Genomic DNA, 15,664 nt, shown 5'->3' on the forward strand with positions numbered 1-15,664 from the left:
TCGAACCGCCAGGTCCGGCGATCACCGCTCAAGACCTGGCCGTCTGCCTTTGCTTGCACAAGGACAATTACCCTCATGTTTCGCTACTTCCCGACCAACTACGTATGGAATCTCTCCGTCGATCTGGCCATTGAAATGGGCGCCCGCATCGGCGAAATCGAAGAGATGTGTGCGCCACTGCAAGAAGCCGCCAAGCAGCCGGATGCCGCCGGCAGCAAGGCCTTCCGTGAAACCTGGGCGAACATGGCCGACAAGCTGTGCGGCCTGGCTGAAGAAGACGAAGCCAAAGGCCGAATGTTGTCAGCCGGCGAAAAATACAACCGCGCCGCCACCTATTACCTGAGCTGCGAACGCCTGCAGGCCCATGGTGCTCCTGGCCGCACGCAGCTGTACCAACGCTTTCTGCACACCTTCCAACGCGGTATCGAGCTGGCGCGAGAAAACTGCGAGCGCGTTGAGATCCCTTACGAAGGCAAACACCTTTCCGGTCTGCTGGTTCGTGCCGAAGGCGTCAGCGGCCCGGCGCCGATTCTGGTGCAGGTCAATGGACTGGATTCCACCAAAGAAATGAAATACCGCGTCGGCCTGCCCGCCTGGCTGGCCAAACGTGGCGTGTCGTCATTGATCATCGACCAACCCGGCACGGGCGAAGCACTGCGCCTGCATCACCTGACGGCGCGTTTCGACAGCGAGCATTGGGCCAGCCGCGTGGTGGACTGGCTGGAAACCCGCGACGACATCGACGCCAAACGTATTGGCCTGGAAGGCGTATCCCTCGGCGGCTATTACTGCCCGCGCGCGGTCGCCTTCGAACCGCGCTTCGCTTGCGGCGTAGTGTGGGGTGCCAACCATGACTGGCGTGATGTGCAGAAGCGTCGCATGGAAAAGGAAGGCAGTTTCCCGGTGCCGCATTACTGGTCGCATGTGTCGTGGGTATGGGGCGCCAAGGATACGGACGAATTCATGACCATCGCAGAGAACGTCCATCTGGACGGCATCCTGGATCGCATCAAGGTGCCCTTCCTGGTCACCCACGGTGAAAAGGACTCGCAGATTCCGCTTAAGTGGGCACACCGAACCTATGAGCAGTTGGTAAACAGTCCAAAACGCGAGCTGAAAATTTTCACCGAACGCGAAGGGGGTGTGCAGCATTCAAGTTTTGATAACAGCATCAATGCCGGTCAGTACATTGCCGACTGGGTGGCTGAAGTGCTCGGTGGTCATACCGCATGATGGGGGTCAAACGTACCAGGCCCTCGGCAAGTGTCGGCCTTGCCTGAAACTACAACTGCACGACTCGGCGATGTTATGCACAACGGGCCCGAGTCCTGTATTCAAATGTTCCAAGTGGGGCAAAGGCACAAAAAAAAAGCCACTCAGATGAGTGGCTTTTTTTAAATTTTGGAGCGGGAAACGAGACTATAATCTAGCTCATAACTCTTTGATTGTAAAGAGTTTTCCACAACCACCTTGTCGGTAGCGGACGCAATTATGGACTTGTTTCGATGACTAGGCAACCCCCTACGGTATTTTTTTCAAGACGACCTTGGCCATCTTCCAGATGCTGGATTGCCCTCCCCATTTGCCACGTCGCAGGCGTGGGAACTCTCCTCCTTTCTAGCGGTCCGCCTCTCTACCCAGCCCGCGCTGCCCAGCAGCGTCCCCACCAGGGGACCACCTTCGGTGCGCCGACAAGATTCCGATATCGGGAGCCAGATAATCTATCGTGGGCGAGGATGGTCAAGGTGGCTAACGTCGAGGTTCGACTCATTACCACCTTCAGGCCCTATGGAGCACAACAGCACAGTAAGGAGGCTGGTTTATGAGGATGCGGCACCTTCGCTACTTTTTGGTCGTTGCTGAGGAACTGAGTTTCTCGCGAGCAGCTGCCAGAGTCCATATCGAACCATCCCCCCTTTCACGAGCCATCAAGGAACTTGAAGCAGAGCTAGGGGCTCGCCTGTTCCAGCGTGCCAGCGGACGCATCCGACTGACGTGGGCAGGTGAGGTTTTCCGGGAGGAGGCTCATCGGATGCTCACCTTCATGGAGGGCGCGCGGAGTCGCGTACATGCTGCCGCGCGAGGATACCGGGGTCGGCTGCGTATTGGTCTGATAGACAGACTTGCACAACCCCAACTTATCGAATTACTGGCGCGATGCCGTGAAGAAGAGCCGCTCACCGAGGTAAAAATCATCGAAATGACCGCAAAGGAGATGCCCAGAGCTCTGGGCAACGATCAGATCGATGCAGCCTTTACAGTACATATCGAACTTGGTGACGGATTCGTCAACGAAGTGGTTTGGACCGATCGCCCCGTCATCGCCATCCCCAAAAATCATCCCCTCCTTTCCTTTGAAAAAATCCCGCCTAATGAACTCGCCCGACACGCATTGATTCTTTACCACCCCGAGTTGTGCCCCGGTGTATACGATGCCATTCGTAATAGTTTTTACGAGTACAGATTGCCTTGGCCGGCAATAGCCGAATACGTCTCAGGACATGAGTCCATGATGATGTTGGTAGCTGCAGGTTATGGCATTGGCTTGGGTCTGGAATCTCAAGTTACCCTCTACAATCATCCAGGCGTAATCATCCGCCCCTTTACTGACGAAGTATCCAGCACAGAGACTTTTATTACCACGCTAAATAAGTCACCCTCGGAAGAGTTAAGCAGATTTATTGGCCGTGCGTTACAAGTCGGCTAATTATTTGCCGCTTAATAGTCAACCCTCGGAACTATTGGTATGACCTCAGCCTAAAATCTGGGGCCATTTTTCGTCACTGAGCTGACTTGAAAGGTCAGCTCGTCATAGAGTAAATACCAGATCGTAGAAGGCCAGCTAGACGATTGGCCGCCACAATGATACCAAGCGCCTGATAAAAGCTGCTCTATCTCTGCATGACATTTTTCGTCTTTTTCATGAAGAAAAGACAAAAACAAACCAACCGGTTTACTACGCAGAACACCTCTATTCTTTTTTCATATTGATTACCTCCAAGACTCCACCAATAGTGCAACTCCTGTGGGTCGGTTTGACGGTGTACACCATAAATCAGTCCGAACTCGGAACAGCCAAATGCCATTCCGATGAATACGGTGGTCAGCACGATCCGTTTGTTTGATGCACTCATGGAGTGACGCTCATCTACTACGTGTCACGCCTTACGAGTGCTGCAAAGCATAAAGGAGTGACCACCATGTCCACTGAGCACACCGCTGTTGCGGAGCGCCGTATCCTTCGCCGCGCCGAAGTTGAAGCCAAAACAGGCTTCAAGCGCGCACACATCTACGGCTTGATGAAAGCCGGCAAGTTCCCGAAAGCGCTACGCCTGGGTATTCGCGCCGTCGGCTGGGATTCCGCCGAAGTTGACGCCTGGATCACCGAACGTCTCAAAGAGCGCGTTTGACGCCGCTCCATTACGGACAAGGAGCGGGCCATGCAAGTGATCGCCATCATTTCGACGAAGGGCGGAGTCGGTAAAACCACCGTCGCCGCCAACCTGGGAGGCTTTGTCGCTGACGCAGGTCAGCGGGTGCTGCTGATCGATCTCGACGTGCAGCCCACGTTGTCGTCCTACTACGAACTCACCCACCGCGCCGCCGGCGGCATCTACGAGCTGCTGGCATTCAATGAGCAAGCACTGCCACAGCTGGTATCGCACACGACCGTCACGGGTCTGGATGTGGTGCTGTCCAACGACGAACATCAGCAACTGGGCACACTGCTTCTGCATGCTGCAGACGGGCGTTTGCGCCTGCGCAACCTGCTGCCACTGTTCCGACCGCACTACGACCTGTTGCTGATCGATACACAAGGCGCACGCAGCGTCATGCTGGAAATGGCCATGCTCGCCGCAGACATGGCCGTCTCCCCGATCACTCCGGAAATCCTGGCTGCTCGGGAACTGCAGCGAGGCACGCTGCAGCTTATCGATGCAATCGCTCCCTACCGCTACTTGGGCATCCAGCCTCCACCACTGCATTTGCTGCTCAATCGCGTGCCCGCCATCTCGTCGAACGCCAAGCTGGTTCAGCAGACGCTACGGCTGATTTTCCGTGAGCACCACGAAGTCCAGATCCTGCGCACCGAGATACCCGCCATCGAGGCCTTTCCTCGCGCCGCCACATCGAGCCAACCAGTACACAGGGTTGAGTACCGACGCCCGACCGGGCGTCAGGCACCGGCAGCCCTGGAGACCATGCGTGTCCTCGCAAACGAGCTTTTTCCGCAATGGCAGGAGCAGTTTGCCGGCGTGACCGGCCGAATTGGTAGGAGGCCCTCAAATGTCGAGCGCTTTTGAGCTCTGCCGCGGTCACAAGCGGCTACTGCCGCTGATTGAATTCGCCTTGCGTGAGGGCTGGAAAGTCCACCGCACGCCCGGAGGGCATCTGAAGTTCGTGAAGTCTGGCCTGCCGCCGATCTTCACCAGCTCAACGGCGAGCGATCACCGGGCAAGCCAAAACGCCTGGGCGCGCCTTCGCCGGGCCGAACGGAGCCAGCCGGGAGACCGGAATGGCTAATGTCACTCCCCAGGAAATGGCCGGCAAGCTAATGGCCGAGGGGTTCTCCCGTTCGGGTCCTACCGCACAGGTGTTGAGCGACCCCGTTACCGACACCCCGATGGTTGTCACACTCGACGATCTGCGTCCCTATGAGCTCGATCCACGCTTGACGCGCAATCCGCTCTACGACGACATAAAAGCCTCCATCCGTGAGCGTGGCCTCGATGCTCCGCCACCGATCACCCGCCGCCCCGGAGCCGACCATTTCATTATTCGTAACGGCGGCAATACCCGCCTAGCAATCCTGCGTGAGTTGTGGTCCGAAACGAAGGAGGAGCAATTCTTCCGCATCTACTGTTTGTTCCGTCCTTGGCCCGAGCGCGGCGAAATCATCGCGCTGACCGGGCACCTGGCGGAAAACGAGCTGCACGGCGGCCTGACATTCATCGAGCGCGCCCTCGGTGTCGAGAAGGCCAGGGAACTGTACGAACTCGAAAGCGGCAAGCAGCTGTCGCAGTCGGAACTTGCCCGCCGCCTCAGCGCCGATGGCTACCCGGTTCCGCAGTCCCACATCAGTCGTATGCAAGACACCGTACGCTACCTGCTGCCCACCATTCCCAACGTGTTGTACAACGGCTTGGGGAGGCATCAAGTCGAGCGGTTGGCGGTATTGCGCAAGGCCGCCGAACTGACCTGGGAAAAATATGCGTGCGGAAAGGAGTTGGTCACCGACTTCGAGACGCTATTCCACGACGTCCTCGCACCATTCGATGGACAGCCAGGCTCTTTTTCTGGCGGCCGGGTTCAAGACGAACTGATCGGTCAGATGTCGGAGCTGCTCGGTATCGACTACAACGTGCTGGAGCTTGACGTCGACAGCACCGAGCACCGCCAGCGCGCGGTAAACAGCACACCACTGCCGCCAGTCGAAGCCGCGACCGTCATCAAAACCGACAGTGCATCCACTCCCCCGCCGGACGCCGCTCGCGACCATGGCACTGCAGCAGATACTTCGGGAACCGCACCTAACGCCCCCACCCTACCGCCATCACCAGTACAGACTCGAGAGCCAGTCGCGTCCCCCGATGAGGGGGATAACGAAGTACGCCTGCAGGGGCACATCGTCTCACCTGCCGACAACACCGAGCGGTTGCAAGCAATCCAGAAAATGGTCGCTGAACACACTGGCGAGCCTCTACCCACCTTCACGGACAACGTGCTGCAGGCGATTCCCGTGCAGGCCGGTGGACTGTTCCCGATCAGCGACGTCTGGTACATCGAACCGGGACTGGATTCGCCAGATCGGCTGCGCATCCACATTGCACAATTCGCGCAGGAGATCGCCGAGGAAGCCCTACTGGTCGACCACATCGAAGCGGTCATGGCCGGTATAGGTTTCACCTGCACGCTCCCCCACCAGGACACGCCGCTACCCACGTTCGGCCGCATGGTGTTGGCGTTGTTGCGCGCATTGAGTATCCATTACACCGCCGCCCCCGATCAGGGTGATCTTCGGATGGGCGACAGCCTCGGGGCACTGCTGTTGGGAACCGACGTCAGGGACGCAGAAGCCCTACCCCGCCTGAGCGATAACGGCTTTGTCAAGCTGTTCCGTCTGGTCCGGCTGGCACGCCGGCTGTTGGATCTGGAGGCCAATCCAGATGAGACCAACCACTGAAACAGGCCGGAGGGAACCATGTCGGCACCTCATCCACTCAATCAGGCTGTCGTCGCACAGGCTCTGCACGATCTGCGCAATGGCCAACTTCGCCGTTGCCAGTCGATGGGTTTCAGCGAGCGGGAACTGGACGTACTGAAGCAACCCGCACTGGTGAGCCTGCTGGCCAATGCCCAAGTGCCGTGGTGCTCTGTAACAGTGAACACAGACGTCCTCTGGCGCTTGGTCGGCCAGATGAACGACATCGAGCAGGAGATCGCCATTGTCGATCGCATGTTGCGCCTGGGGGCCAGTACCGAGATGGTCAGCAAGTTCTACGGCCTGACCCATCAGGAAGTCGCCCTGCGCCGCGACATCATTAAACTGCCTAAGCGCCGGGGGCGGCATCCAGTTCTGAATGAAGAACAGGAGATAACCCTGTGGAAGCAGTGGAAGTCCGGCATTACGGAGCGCGGCATCGCGCTGGATGACGACAGCACGATGCTGGAGCTGACGATGGATCTGGCCGAAGCCTTGTCGTTGCCCATGTCCGTGATATGGGCTGCGATAGGAAGCTGGATCGACCAAGGCCTGGTGTAAGGCCATGGTCTCGCCGACAGGCCCCGTCTCTCTTTCAACGCTGCTCGACAACGCCCTACGGCACCTGCCCTCCACCAAGGACAGCAATCCGGCCGGCGATGGGTTCATCTACAGCGGCAATCGCCATGAAAGCGTGCCTCGCGCGCTGTTTCTCGACCGTCGTCTGACGCCACTGGAACGCAACGCCTGGCAGGTGTTTCGACTCCTGCTCAACGACGATGGGGTCACGGCGTTCCCGACTTACGATCAGCTCCGCCCCTACCTTGCATCGACGCCCTGCGCCGAGCAGGCATCACACGAAACCGTGGCACGCGCACTGACACTGTTGCGCCTGACCCGCTGGCTCAGCCTCGTGCGCCGCCGGCGCGACCCCAAGACCGGGCGCATCAAAGGCAACCTCTACGTCCTGCACGACGAACCGCTCAGCCCCTACGAAGCCATGCAGCTCGACCCGGAATACCTGGGGCTGGTGAGCCACGCGCTCAACCACGCCAGCAAAGCGATTCAGCGGGTGGGCTACCACGCCATTCAGGAACTCGGCGAAGACCCGATGCTCAGCGGCCGTGTACTGCCGACGCGCCTGCAGGTGCTGGCGCAGCGCATGGCCCAGGGCGGTATTTCCGCAGGCGAAAGTTATCCACAGGAGCAGTCCGTCCACGAATCCGAAGTAGGCCCTGATGCCCTTCTTCGGAATGGTGAACCGCCGTCTTCGGATTCCGAAGTGGGCGTGGAAGCCAGCAAAACCGGCCTTCTTCGGAATCCGAAGCAAGACCGTACTGTAAGTAATCGTATAAATCGTACAGTACCGCGCGCGCGAGAACTCCAGGGCCTGCGAATGCCTGAACGCTTCCTTGCGTTGCGGGAGGAACAACAGGCCGGCGCGCTGGTGGCCCTGCAACAGGTCGAGGCTGGGCAGCGCCAGGCCGTGCTCGACGAATGGGCCTCGCGCTGTCGCAGCAGCGAGGTGCGTAAACCTGCCGGCTATCTGTTCGGCATCATCCAGGCCGCTATTCGCGGCGAGTTCAAAGCATGGGCTGGACAAGGGCAGAGCAATGCCGTTGCCAGCGCCCCACCTCCCGCGTCCCCTTCTCGACCGGCGAACCCCGAAGTCGTCCAGGCACACCTTGCCCATCTGCACGCCCTGCTGAACCAGAAATAACGGCAGAAGGAAACGTCCCTGGAACACCTTGGCACTATCCCCAGGGGATAGTTGCTACAGGCAGCCTTCCGCTCGCCAAACCCGGCTGGCATCGAGTGCGGGTTGTTGACTGACCGCCTTCCTTCCGCTGCCCAAGCTGGCGACTCGTTCCCCATACCGCGAGTCGCCCTCATGGCCAACGACGAAAAACCACTGCAGCTCAATCTCGGGACACTGCGCAGTGCAATGGCACTGACGCTGCACACCCACCACGCATCCAGGATTTGGCATGGCCGCGCCGCCAGCGACGGGAAACCCGGCATCGTTGGCCTGAACGGCTTCATCGCCATCGCCAACAAAATCAAGCGCGGCTCCGAGCAAGACGATCCCTACTCCGACTGGTGGATGCTGAGAATTGAAGAAAAGCTGATGCAGACCAAGGATACGTTGCAGGCCTTGCGCGAACAGGTCGACCAGGCGCTGGCCGACGTGCCACCAGCGCTGTCGCTGGGCGAGAACATGAACGTGCAGCCTGTGAGGCTCCCGTTGTTCGTGAACGCGCAGCTCGGGTTCCTGGCAGTGTATCTGCTGGCCGACTACGACGACCTTGCGCGGAAGTTGATCCTCGCGCATCACACCGCCCTCATCGATCGCGGCACGCTCGAGCGCTGGCTCAACGAAGGGGCTCACTCACTGCGCAGCCTGTTCTCGCTGGCACAGCAGTTTCGCTACTCGGGCTGCACCAGGGACGATTTCGCTGCCAAGAATGCCGCAGCCAGGGCGGCCATCGAGAAACTCGGCGAACTGCCGCAGGACGTGCTCGAAGGCACCCTGCGCTCCCGCTATGCGCCCCCCATTATCCGGCGCTCGACACTGGCCGTGTCAGCAAACCAGGAAGCAGAGGATGCCAGCGCCGGCGACTTCCCGGTAGCGGACGTCGATGATCCGGTGGCTGCGGCAGGTGACGAGGACGCGCCAACATGACGACCACCTCGACCTCTGCGACAGCTCGTCGCTTTCACCCCTTGGAACGGGCTGACTTCCAGAAACTGGAACAGGCAGCCTCTCTAAAAGGCCTTTTACGTCCCTTTCCTTTTAAAGGTAAGGGGGCTCTTACTGAATGGGCCAGCCAGTGCCACACACTTCGCGACGATCTCATCGAGCTGGCACAGCGGCGCGTCCTGACGCAGGCGAACGCTTACCCCTTCCGCCTGCTGCCCGTTGAACTGGCACAGCAGACGACTGGCGCAGGAACCGTGTTTCTGCGCTGGCGCAGGCCCGACCGATCGGCAATGGGCGTGGCGCTGTGGCAAGAACTGATCACCAGCCCTGCGACCCCCGACACGCTGATCGACGACCTCTATGCGCTGGAGGTCCAGCGCATCGTCCTGAACATGCAAATCAGCCTCCTCCACACACTGGGCCGCCAAGCCCAGGCCTGCGCCAACAAAGTCGCCCTGGCCGAATCGAGCTACCTGCAGCGCGTCAGCAAACACGCAGCACCCACCGGCACCACCCACCCCGAGGAATCATTATGAGCACGCACTTCACAGGCGAAGGCAACATCGGCTCTGCGCCAGAATTCAGGGAGTTTCCGAACGGCAATGACGAGCCGCGGCGGCTGCTGCGCCTCAACGTGTATTTCGACAACCCCGTTCCCACCAAGGACGGATTCGAGGATCGCGGCGGCTATTGGGCTCCCGTGGAACTGTGGCACCGCGAGGCCGAGCACTGGCAGTCGTTGTATCAGAAAGGCATGCGGGTGCTGGTGGAGGGGCGCACCGTCCGCGATGAGTGGGAAGACGCCGACGAGAACGAGCGTGAGACATTCAAGATCGAGGCTCGGCGCGTCGGCATCCTGCCTTACCGGCTCGAAGCCGTGAAGCTGAGCCCGAAACAAGCTGGCGAACCGCCAGAAGCTACGGGCTGAACCCAGCAACAGACTCCAGTGGAACTATCCCCCGGGGATAGTTCCACTGAGTTCCAGAGCACCCAACGTGTGCAAATGGTCACGCTAGGGCCGGAAGCCGTGATAGCTCTCCTTCGAATCAGCATACTGTTGCGCACCTGCCCTTTTGGAGCTTGCGCATGGTCGGCCAGAGAACCCGCTATTCCCTCGCACAATTCCTCGCACTGCAGGACGTCTCGGTAGCCATAGTGCTGCTGGGAAAATACGGCGTACAGGATCACTACCTGTACCCAGGCCAGTTACTCATCGGACTGGCGCAGACCCTGGCGGGACTAGACGACAGAATTACTCTGCTGATCTTGCAGGAAATCGTCGGCACACAGGGCAACCTGCGCGCGGCCGTCACGCCGAAGACCCGATTCGACGAGCGTATGCATGACCTCACCCAGTGCCTGCTCCTGGATGGCTATATCGTCCAGGACAAGCGGTTGTTGCAGACGGATCCGTCGATCACCGATGCGCCCCCGGTGGATGACGACCTGATCATTGCCCTGCGGAATTCAGGCGCGCCCACGCGTGAAGCCATAATCACCAAGATCAACGATCTCGGCCGAGGCGTTCCGCGCCTCGCCGCCCGACTACAACGTCGCGCTGACCAACGCCCGGATCGCCTTGGAAACGCTGGCGGCCGATGTCGCCGCGGATGTCGCCTCCCAGCAAGCATCAAACGCCAGCTACAACCCAGCGAAATGGGGTGAGGTGATCGCCTTCCTGAGCAGCAGCGGCGAGATCACCATGGAAGAGGAAAAAGGCCTTGCCGGTGTGTTCGGTTTCCTCAGCCCGGGTGCCCACCGGCCTATCGGCATTCCACAGAGCCAGATGACCCGGCTCGGTCGTTCCCTCGCCCTCAATCTGTGTTGGTTCCTGCTGCACAACCGGCTGGCCCGGCGAACGACCTGAGACGTTCAGCCGTCAGGCCACCGCCTGTTGCGCCTTATCGCACTCCCTGGCGTGCCAGACAGCGTATAGCGTCTCTACCGGAACCTCTCCAGACTGGTAGGCGTAGAATTTCGCCGTCACCCTGCGCGGCTGTTCGCGCCAGCTCGTCGACTCCTCCTCAGGCGTCCAGTACCGGTAGGTCAGCGCACGCCTGATGAAACGTTCCCCGATGTCGTCCTCGATGTCCTTGTGGTTCGACATCAGGTGCATGCCGTGAGGACTGGGAAAGGCTACCGCGGCCAAGCCGTTATCCCTGGCGATGCCGATGGCGACATCGAAGTAGGCGTCCACGATGGAGGACACCGCGTGCGAAGCCAGGAACCCGCCCACCGGGTTGATCGCACGGATGACCAGCGTGTCCCTGTCCGCATCCAATGCCGGAATCCGCTCGAAATAGAGCAACGCCATTCCCGCCAGGCGCTTCTCGCCAGGGGCGAACACCAGCAAGTGCGCATGCCTCTCCTCCTGCCACATGTCGGTGTTGGCGCGAGTACAGAGGCAGGCGGCCTCCTTGGCGAAGAAGGCCGCCGGGGACTTGGAGACGAGAGCCTGCAGCTGGGTATGCACGCCTTCCATGCCTTGCGGCTTGAAGCGATTCTTCTGCCGTGCGGCCCAGCGCAGATATACCCTCAGCACCACCTGACGCGCTGTCGCCAGGGCCTGGCGCAGGTCATCCTTCGCCGTGGCGCAACCGACACTGTCACGCGTTGCCAGCCGGGACGCCAGAGTACCTGCTGCGGCATCGTCCAGGCCCTCGACGAAATCGGCCTCGAGTGCGTCCAGCGCATCGGTCAGCTGAACGTCGAACAGGGTATGCAGGGACTCGACCTGCTGATAGGCGAGCGAACCGGCTTCGGCCATCGCCGCTATGGCCTGGTTGCCCTGGTCGAGCCAGGCGCGCACGTTCGAGTCCGCTCCGGCAATAGCCAGCAGCAGCCCGAGGTGCGACCTCAGCGACCAGACATCGGCGGCGTGATCCAGCAGCGGCTTCGCGCCAAGGGGCCGGCAGACCGCGTACATGTCCTGCAAGTGCTCCGCGGAAAAGCGCGCGGCGAACAGCAGTGCCTCCGACAGTGCGCGCAGATCTCGCGGCTCCATCAAGCCCTCCAGCCGCAACTCAGCCCGCAGCCACTGCATTGGATAACGGGTTCCAGCGACAAGACCGGCCACGTCTCGTTCACGGCCAATCACCTGGCGCCAATGGTTGCGAATCGTGTGTGGCGTGGTGCGATACACGATGGCGATCAAGTCCGCCTCCAGATCGCTCAGGATCGCCTTGCTTGGACCACCGCCGGCAAGCAGGTCTCCCAGCAGCGGCACCAGGGCCGCGATCCTCTGCCGCAACTGCTGCACTGGCTCGTCGATATGCTCGATCAGGCTCCCCAACAGCAGACCGTCGCTCGCCACCAACATGTCCCGCAAGCGAGGAACCAACGCAGCGCCCAGCTCCTTGCGCAGGGCGCGGCTAGCCTCGTGGTAGGCCTCCCTGGTCGCCTCGTCGGTGCGGAACGGGAACGCCCCGAGGGTGGAGGTGATGTGTTCGCCAATATGCCGGTCTACAACGTCCTGGTTGCCCTCCAGCAGGGTGAAACTCCTGCGCTCGAAAGCATCGTCCAGAAGCACCCGGTGGAGCCCGTCGAGCTCGTACCAGAAACGCAGCCCCTTGATACCCTCCACGCCATGGTAGTACCAGTTGCACAGTGCCGGTAGATCCCTTACACCACGTTCCTCGCGTACATAGCGCAGCAGCGAGGCTCCGAGCGGGGCCAGCTCCACGGTCTGCTGCAAATGGGTGAAGGTGCGCAGTTCACCGGCCTGCAGCAGGTAATCAAAGCTCTCGATATAGCCGCCGCTGCCGGCCCTTGCCACCCAGCCGGCAACAGCCGCCGACGTCTCCCCGGCGCCACAGGCGTCGGCGATGCCCAGCCAGCGATGGAGCATATCGGCGCCGAGCCGCTGGTAGCAGTTCTGGAACGCCAGAACATGCTCCGCACCGCCATAGCCATGCTCCACCAGCACCCGCAGAAAGGCTTGTAGATCACGCTCCGACAGCAGGTAGTCCTTGGCCTTGGCCAACTCGGCGAACGTGAACGAGTGGGGGCTGGCCAGCAGCCGCTGCAGCGCCGCCACGGGCAACGACACGTCGTCCCGAGCACTCACCTCGAGCATCAGCGACTGGCAGACCTCCAGCGCATCGATATCGGCACCGGCGGCGCGTAGCGCCAGTGCGAACTCGCGGCTGGGTAGCCGCCCGCCCTCGAGCAAGCGGCTGAACCTGGCCAAGTCGGCCGCTACGCGCAGCCCCAGCACATCGTACAGGAACGCCCACCGTTCGGGCTTCGCCAGCAGCAACTGCCTGCCCGATGTCTCGAGCAGTGTGGAAAGCTCATCCCCCTCTAGCCCGAGCACCGCCAACGTGGCGGACAGGCGCTGCGGATCGAAGGCATTCATCGGGTGCTTGACCAGGGGCACGATGGCAGCCGGAACCACGCCAGCATCGAGCAGCAGCTGAACGACCTGGCGGAATTTACCCACGTCATGGCGATCCGGCTGGTGATCGCCATAGTGCCAGTCGTTACGCGACGGTAACTGTTCCAGATCCTCCACCGAGCGGATCGCGCCCAGTTCCACCAGGGCGAACAGGAGTACCCCATCGATCCTTCGGCCGTGCTGGGCCCTGGCGACACGATCCATCTCGTCCATCTGGCGTACGCCCAGTCGATAGCAGGCTTGCATCCAGCCAACATCCACGAAGCTCATGTTGCGCAACGACTCGAATGAGCGGGGCGGTTGCAGCCTGCGCAAGGCGAAATCGAGGGAAGGGCTGAAATGGTGCTGGCCTGGAATCGTCCGGTCGACCTGCAGGGCGTACACCAGAGCACGCCCTTCGTGGGTGCCAACCGCCTGAAGCTGCGCGCGGGCCCTACGCACCGTAAGTCCGAGGGGCAAACATAGCATCAGGCATTGCCCCCACTTCTCCGCGCTCGTGGGCAATAGCTGGATCTCATCCGGTATGCGCAACGCCCTACGCAACAGCGGCTCTACCACAGAATCCTGCATCAGCATTCGCTCACCGTGGAACTCCAGGTGCTCACGAAATGCCGTGACCTGCAGGCGCAGCCGCTGCAGTGGATGGTGGGCCTCATATGAGTAGTGCCTCTGCGACTGCCGTGGTTCCAAGTTCTCTATGATGCGTCGACGAAACTCTCGATAGGTGTTGCGCGCACTGGCGGATGGTTCTCTCAATCTTCCCCCCTTGTGATTCTGGCTGGTGATGGAAACATGCTGGCGTATCGCCATAAGTAGAGGCTGACACAGGCACTGCCTCCATACAAACCAAAACAGGTGCATGTTTTTCCCCCTGCCTCGAGCACTGATCCAACACCTGACACCACATCACGAAAGCGCCATCTCCGCGTTGTTTGCGGCAATGCTCGGCCACATTGGGAATCCTGCTCGGCAACCGATGAGTCATCACGTTGCCGGGAGGGCATCATGCGCGTGTTCCTCTGCGAGAAACCGTCCCAGGGCAAAGATATCGCCCGCGTCCTGGGTGCCGGCCAGCGCGGTAGCGGCTGTTACAGCGGAGCGGGTTCCGTCGTGACCTGGTGCATTGGTCACCTGGTCGAAGCAGTGCAACCGGAAGCCTACGGCGAGCAGTACAAGCGCTGGTCCATCGAGCAGCTTCCCATCATTCCCGAGCGCTGGCGCGTCGAGCCGAAGGCCGCAACCGCCGCTCAGTTCAAGATCGTCAAGCAGATCATCGGCCAGGCCTCCGAACTGGTGATCGCAACCGATGCGGATCGCGAAGGCGAGATGATTGCTCGCGAGATCATCGACCTGTGCGGCTATCGCGGGCCAATTCAACGGCTGTGGCTGTCGGCGCTCAACGACGCGAGCATCCGCAAGGCACTCGGCGCGTTGAAGCCCTCGGCCGAGACGCTGCCGCTGTACTACTCGGCACTCGCTCGCAGCCGTGCTGACTGGCTCATCGGTATGAATCTGAGCCGCCTGTTCACCCTGCTCGGGCGTCAGGCTGGTTACGACGGTGTGCTTTCGGTCGGCCGGGTGCAAACGCCGACGCTGGCTCTGGTGGTCACCCGCGACCGCGAGATATCGCGCTTCGTGTCGGTGCCGTTCTGGACCGTCAAGATTGCATTGTCAGCGGGTGGGCAACCCTTCCTCGCCAACTGGATCGCACCGGATGGCTGCACCGACGACACCGGCCGCTGCCTGCAGCAGGCGGTATCGCAACAAGCTGCCGATCGCATGCGCGTTGCCGGCAGCGCCCAAGTGGTCTCAGTCGAAACAGAGCGTGTGCGCGAAGGCCCACCGCTGCCGTTCGACCTCGGCACTCTGCAGGAAGTGTGTTCGCGCCAGTTGGGCCTCGACGTGCAGGAAACGCTCGACATTGCGCAGGCCCTCTACGAGACGCACAAGGCGACGACATATCCGCGCTCTGACTCTGGCTACCTGCCCGAAAGCATGCTCGCCGAGGTGCCGGCCGTACTCGCCGCCGTGCTCGCCACTGATCCCAGCCTGCGCCCATTGCTCGATCAGCTCGACCGTACTCAGCGCTCACGCGCCTGGAACGACGGCAAAGTCTCGGCCCACCACGGCATCATTCCAACCCTGGAGCCGGCCAACCTGTCAGCCATGAGCGACAATGAGCTGGCGGTCTATAAGCTGATCCGCGCGCACTACCTCGCGCAGTTCCTGCCGCATCACGAGTTCGACCGCACCACCGCGCAGCTGCTGTGCAGCGGTCAGAATCTGCAAGGGATGGTCTGAAGTAGCCATGTATTTCCCCGGCATACCACCTAGCGCAACTTTTAAACTCGCCAAATGATCAAAA

The 15,664-nt window shown here is 60.8% G+C and carries 15 protein-coding genes and 2 pseudogenes; 15 read left to right on the top strand and 2 right to left on the bottom strand.

Annotation, left to right across the window (positions count from 1 at the left end):
- Positions 1-75 precede the first annotated feature (75 nt).
- From AC1Q6I_RS16010 to AC1Q6I_RS16020, 3 genes and pseudogenes are all read left to right on the top strand, one after another.
- Positions 76-1,233 carry an alpha/beta hydrolase family protein gene (locus tag AC1Q6I_RS16010; RefSeq protein ID WP_024074543.1) on the top strand — a complete coding sequence of 386 codons (1,158 nt, stop codon included), beginning with the start codon at positions 76-78 and terminating at the stop codon, positions 1,231-1,233.
- 595 nt (positions 1,234-1,828) lie between these two features.
- A pseudogene (locus tag AC1Q6I_RS16015) lies at positions 1,829-1,996 on the top strand (helix-turn-helix domain-containing protein); the annotation flags it as partial.
- A 36-nt stretch (positions 1,997-2,032) separates the two neighbouring features.
- A complete protein-coding gene (locus tag AC1Q6I_RS16020) occupies positions 2,033-2,707 on the top strand; it encodes a LysR family substrate-binding domain-containing protein (protein WP_256581214.1) in 675 nt (224 codons plus the stop codon).
- Between the two features lie 184 nt (positions 2,708-2,891).
- Here the strand turns inward: AC1Q6I_RS16020 and AC1Q6I_RS16025 are convergent, their stop codons facing one another.
- Positions 2,892-3,134, bottom strand: coding sequence for a hypothetical protein (locus AC1Q6I_RS16025; RefSeq protein ID WP_146015742.1), 243 nt, complete (start codon positions 3,132-3,134; stop codon positions 2,892-2,894).
- Positions 3,135-3,200: 66 nt separating this feature from the next.
- Here AC1Q6I_RS16025 and AC1Q6I_RS16030 point away from each other — a divergent pair, with 66 nt between their 5' ends.
- The 11 genes from AC1Q6I_RS16030 to AC1Q6I_RS16080 all read left to right on the top strand — a co-directional run bounded on the left by AC1Q6I_RS16030 (position 3,201) and on the right by AC1Q6I_RS16080 (position 10,770).
- Positions 3,201-3,410: an AlpA family transcriptional regulator gene (locus AC1Q6I_RS16030; protein ID WP_102623745.1), complete on the top strand. Its 210-nt coding sequence runs from the start codon at positions 3,201-3,203 to the stop codon at positions 3,408-3,410.
- Positions 3,411-3,440: 30 nt separating this feature from the next.
- On the top strand, positions 3,441-4,304 hold the full coding sequence (locus AC1Q6I_RS16035) for a ParA family protein (RefSeq protein ID WP_102623744.1): 864 nt from the start codon (positions 3,441-3,443) through the stop codon (positions 4,302-4,304).
- A complete protein-coding gene (locus AC1Q6I_RS16040; RefSeq protein ID WP_102623743.1) occupies positions 4,288-4,524 on the top strand; it encodes a hypothetical protein in 237 nt (78 codons plus the stop codon). The genes AC1Q6I_RS16035 and AC1Q6I_RS16040 overlap by 17 nt, the downstream gene beginning before the upstream one ends.
- Entirely contained in the window at positions 4,517-6,184 is a 1,668-nt protein-coding gene (locus tag AC1Q6I_RS16045; RefSeq protein ID WP_102623742.1) for a ParB family protein, read from the top strand. The genes AC1Q6I_RS16040 and AC1Q6I_RS16045 overlap by 8 nt, the downstream gene beginning before the upstream one ends.
- Before the next feature lie 18 nt (positions 6,185-6,202).
- Positions 6,203-6,763: a DUF2857 domain-containing protein gene (locus AC1Q6I_RS16050; RefSeq protein ID WP_102623741.1), complete on the top strand. Its 561-nt coding sequence runs from the start codon at positions 6,203-6,205 to the stop codon at positions 6,761-6,763.
- Between the two features lie 4 nt (positions 6,764-6,767).
- Entirely contained in the window at positions 6,768-7,922 is a 1,155-nt protein-coding gene (locus tag AC1Q6I_RS16055) for an STY4528 family pathogenicity island replication protein (RefSeq protein WP_102623740.1), read from the top strand.
- A gap of 171 nt (positions 7,923-8,093) precedes the next feature.
- Positions 8,094-8,885, top strand: coding sequence for a PFL_4669 family integrating conjugative element protein (locus AC1Q6I_RS16060; RefSeq protein ID WP_102623739.1), 792 nt, complete (start codon positions 8,094-8,096; stop codon positions 8,883-8,885).
- Positions 8,882-9,439, top strand: coding sequence for a DUF3158 family protein (locus tag AC1Q6I_RS16065; RefSeq protein WP_102623738.1), 558 nt, complete (start codon positions 8,882-8,884; stop codon positions 9,437-9,439). The genes AC1Q6I_RS16060 and AC1Q6I_RS16065 overlap by 4 nt, the downstream gene beginning before the upstream one ends.
- On the top strand, positions 9,436-9,831 hold the full coding sequence (locus AC1Q6I_RS16070) for a single-stranded DNA-binding protein (protein WP_102623737.1): 396 nt from the start codon (positions 9,436-9,438) through the stop codon (positions 9,829-9,831). The genes AC1Q6I_RS16065 and AC1Q6I_RS16070 overlap by 4 nt, the downstream gene beginning before the upstream one ends.
- A gap of 158 nt (positions 9,832-9,989) precedes the next feature.
- A complete protein-coding gene (locus tag AC1Q6I_RS16075) occupies positions 9,990-10,568 on the top strand; it encodes a hypothetical protein (RefSeq protein ID WP_207238099.1) in 579 nt (192 codons plus the stop codon).
- Position 10,569: 1 nt separating this feature from the next.
- Positions 10,570-10,770, top strand: a complete 201-nt coding sequence (locus AC1Q6I_RS16080) for a hypothetical protein (RefSeq protein ID WP_207238100.1) — start codon at positions 10,570-10,572, stop codon at positions 10,768-10,770.
- Positions 10,771-10,782: 12 nt separating this feature from the next.
- Here AC1Q6I_RS16080 and AC1Q6I_RS16085 read toward each other — a convergent pair whose 3' ends face one another.
- Positions 10,783-13,683, bottom strand: coding sequence for a hypothetical protein (locus tag AC1Q6I_RS16085; RefSeq protein WP_102623736.1), 2,901 nt, complete (start codon positions 13,681-13,683; stop codon positions 10,783-10,785).
- A 621-nt stretch (positions 13,684-14,304) separates the two neighbouring features.
- Between AC1Q6I_RS16085 and AC1Q6I_RS16090 the strand changes: the two are divergent.
- Positions 14,305-15,585, top strand: a pseudogene (locus AC1Q6I_RS16090) (DNA topoisomerase III); the annotation flags it as partial.
- Positions 15,586-15,664: the final 79 nt, after the last annotated feature.

The organism is Pseudomonas sp. MPR-R2A5 (assembly GCF_058793055.1).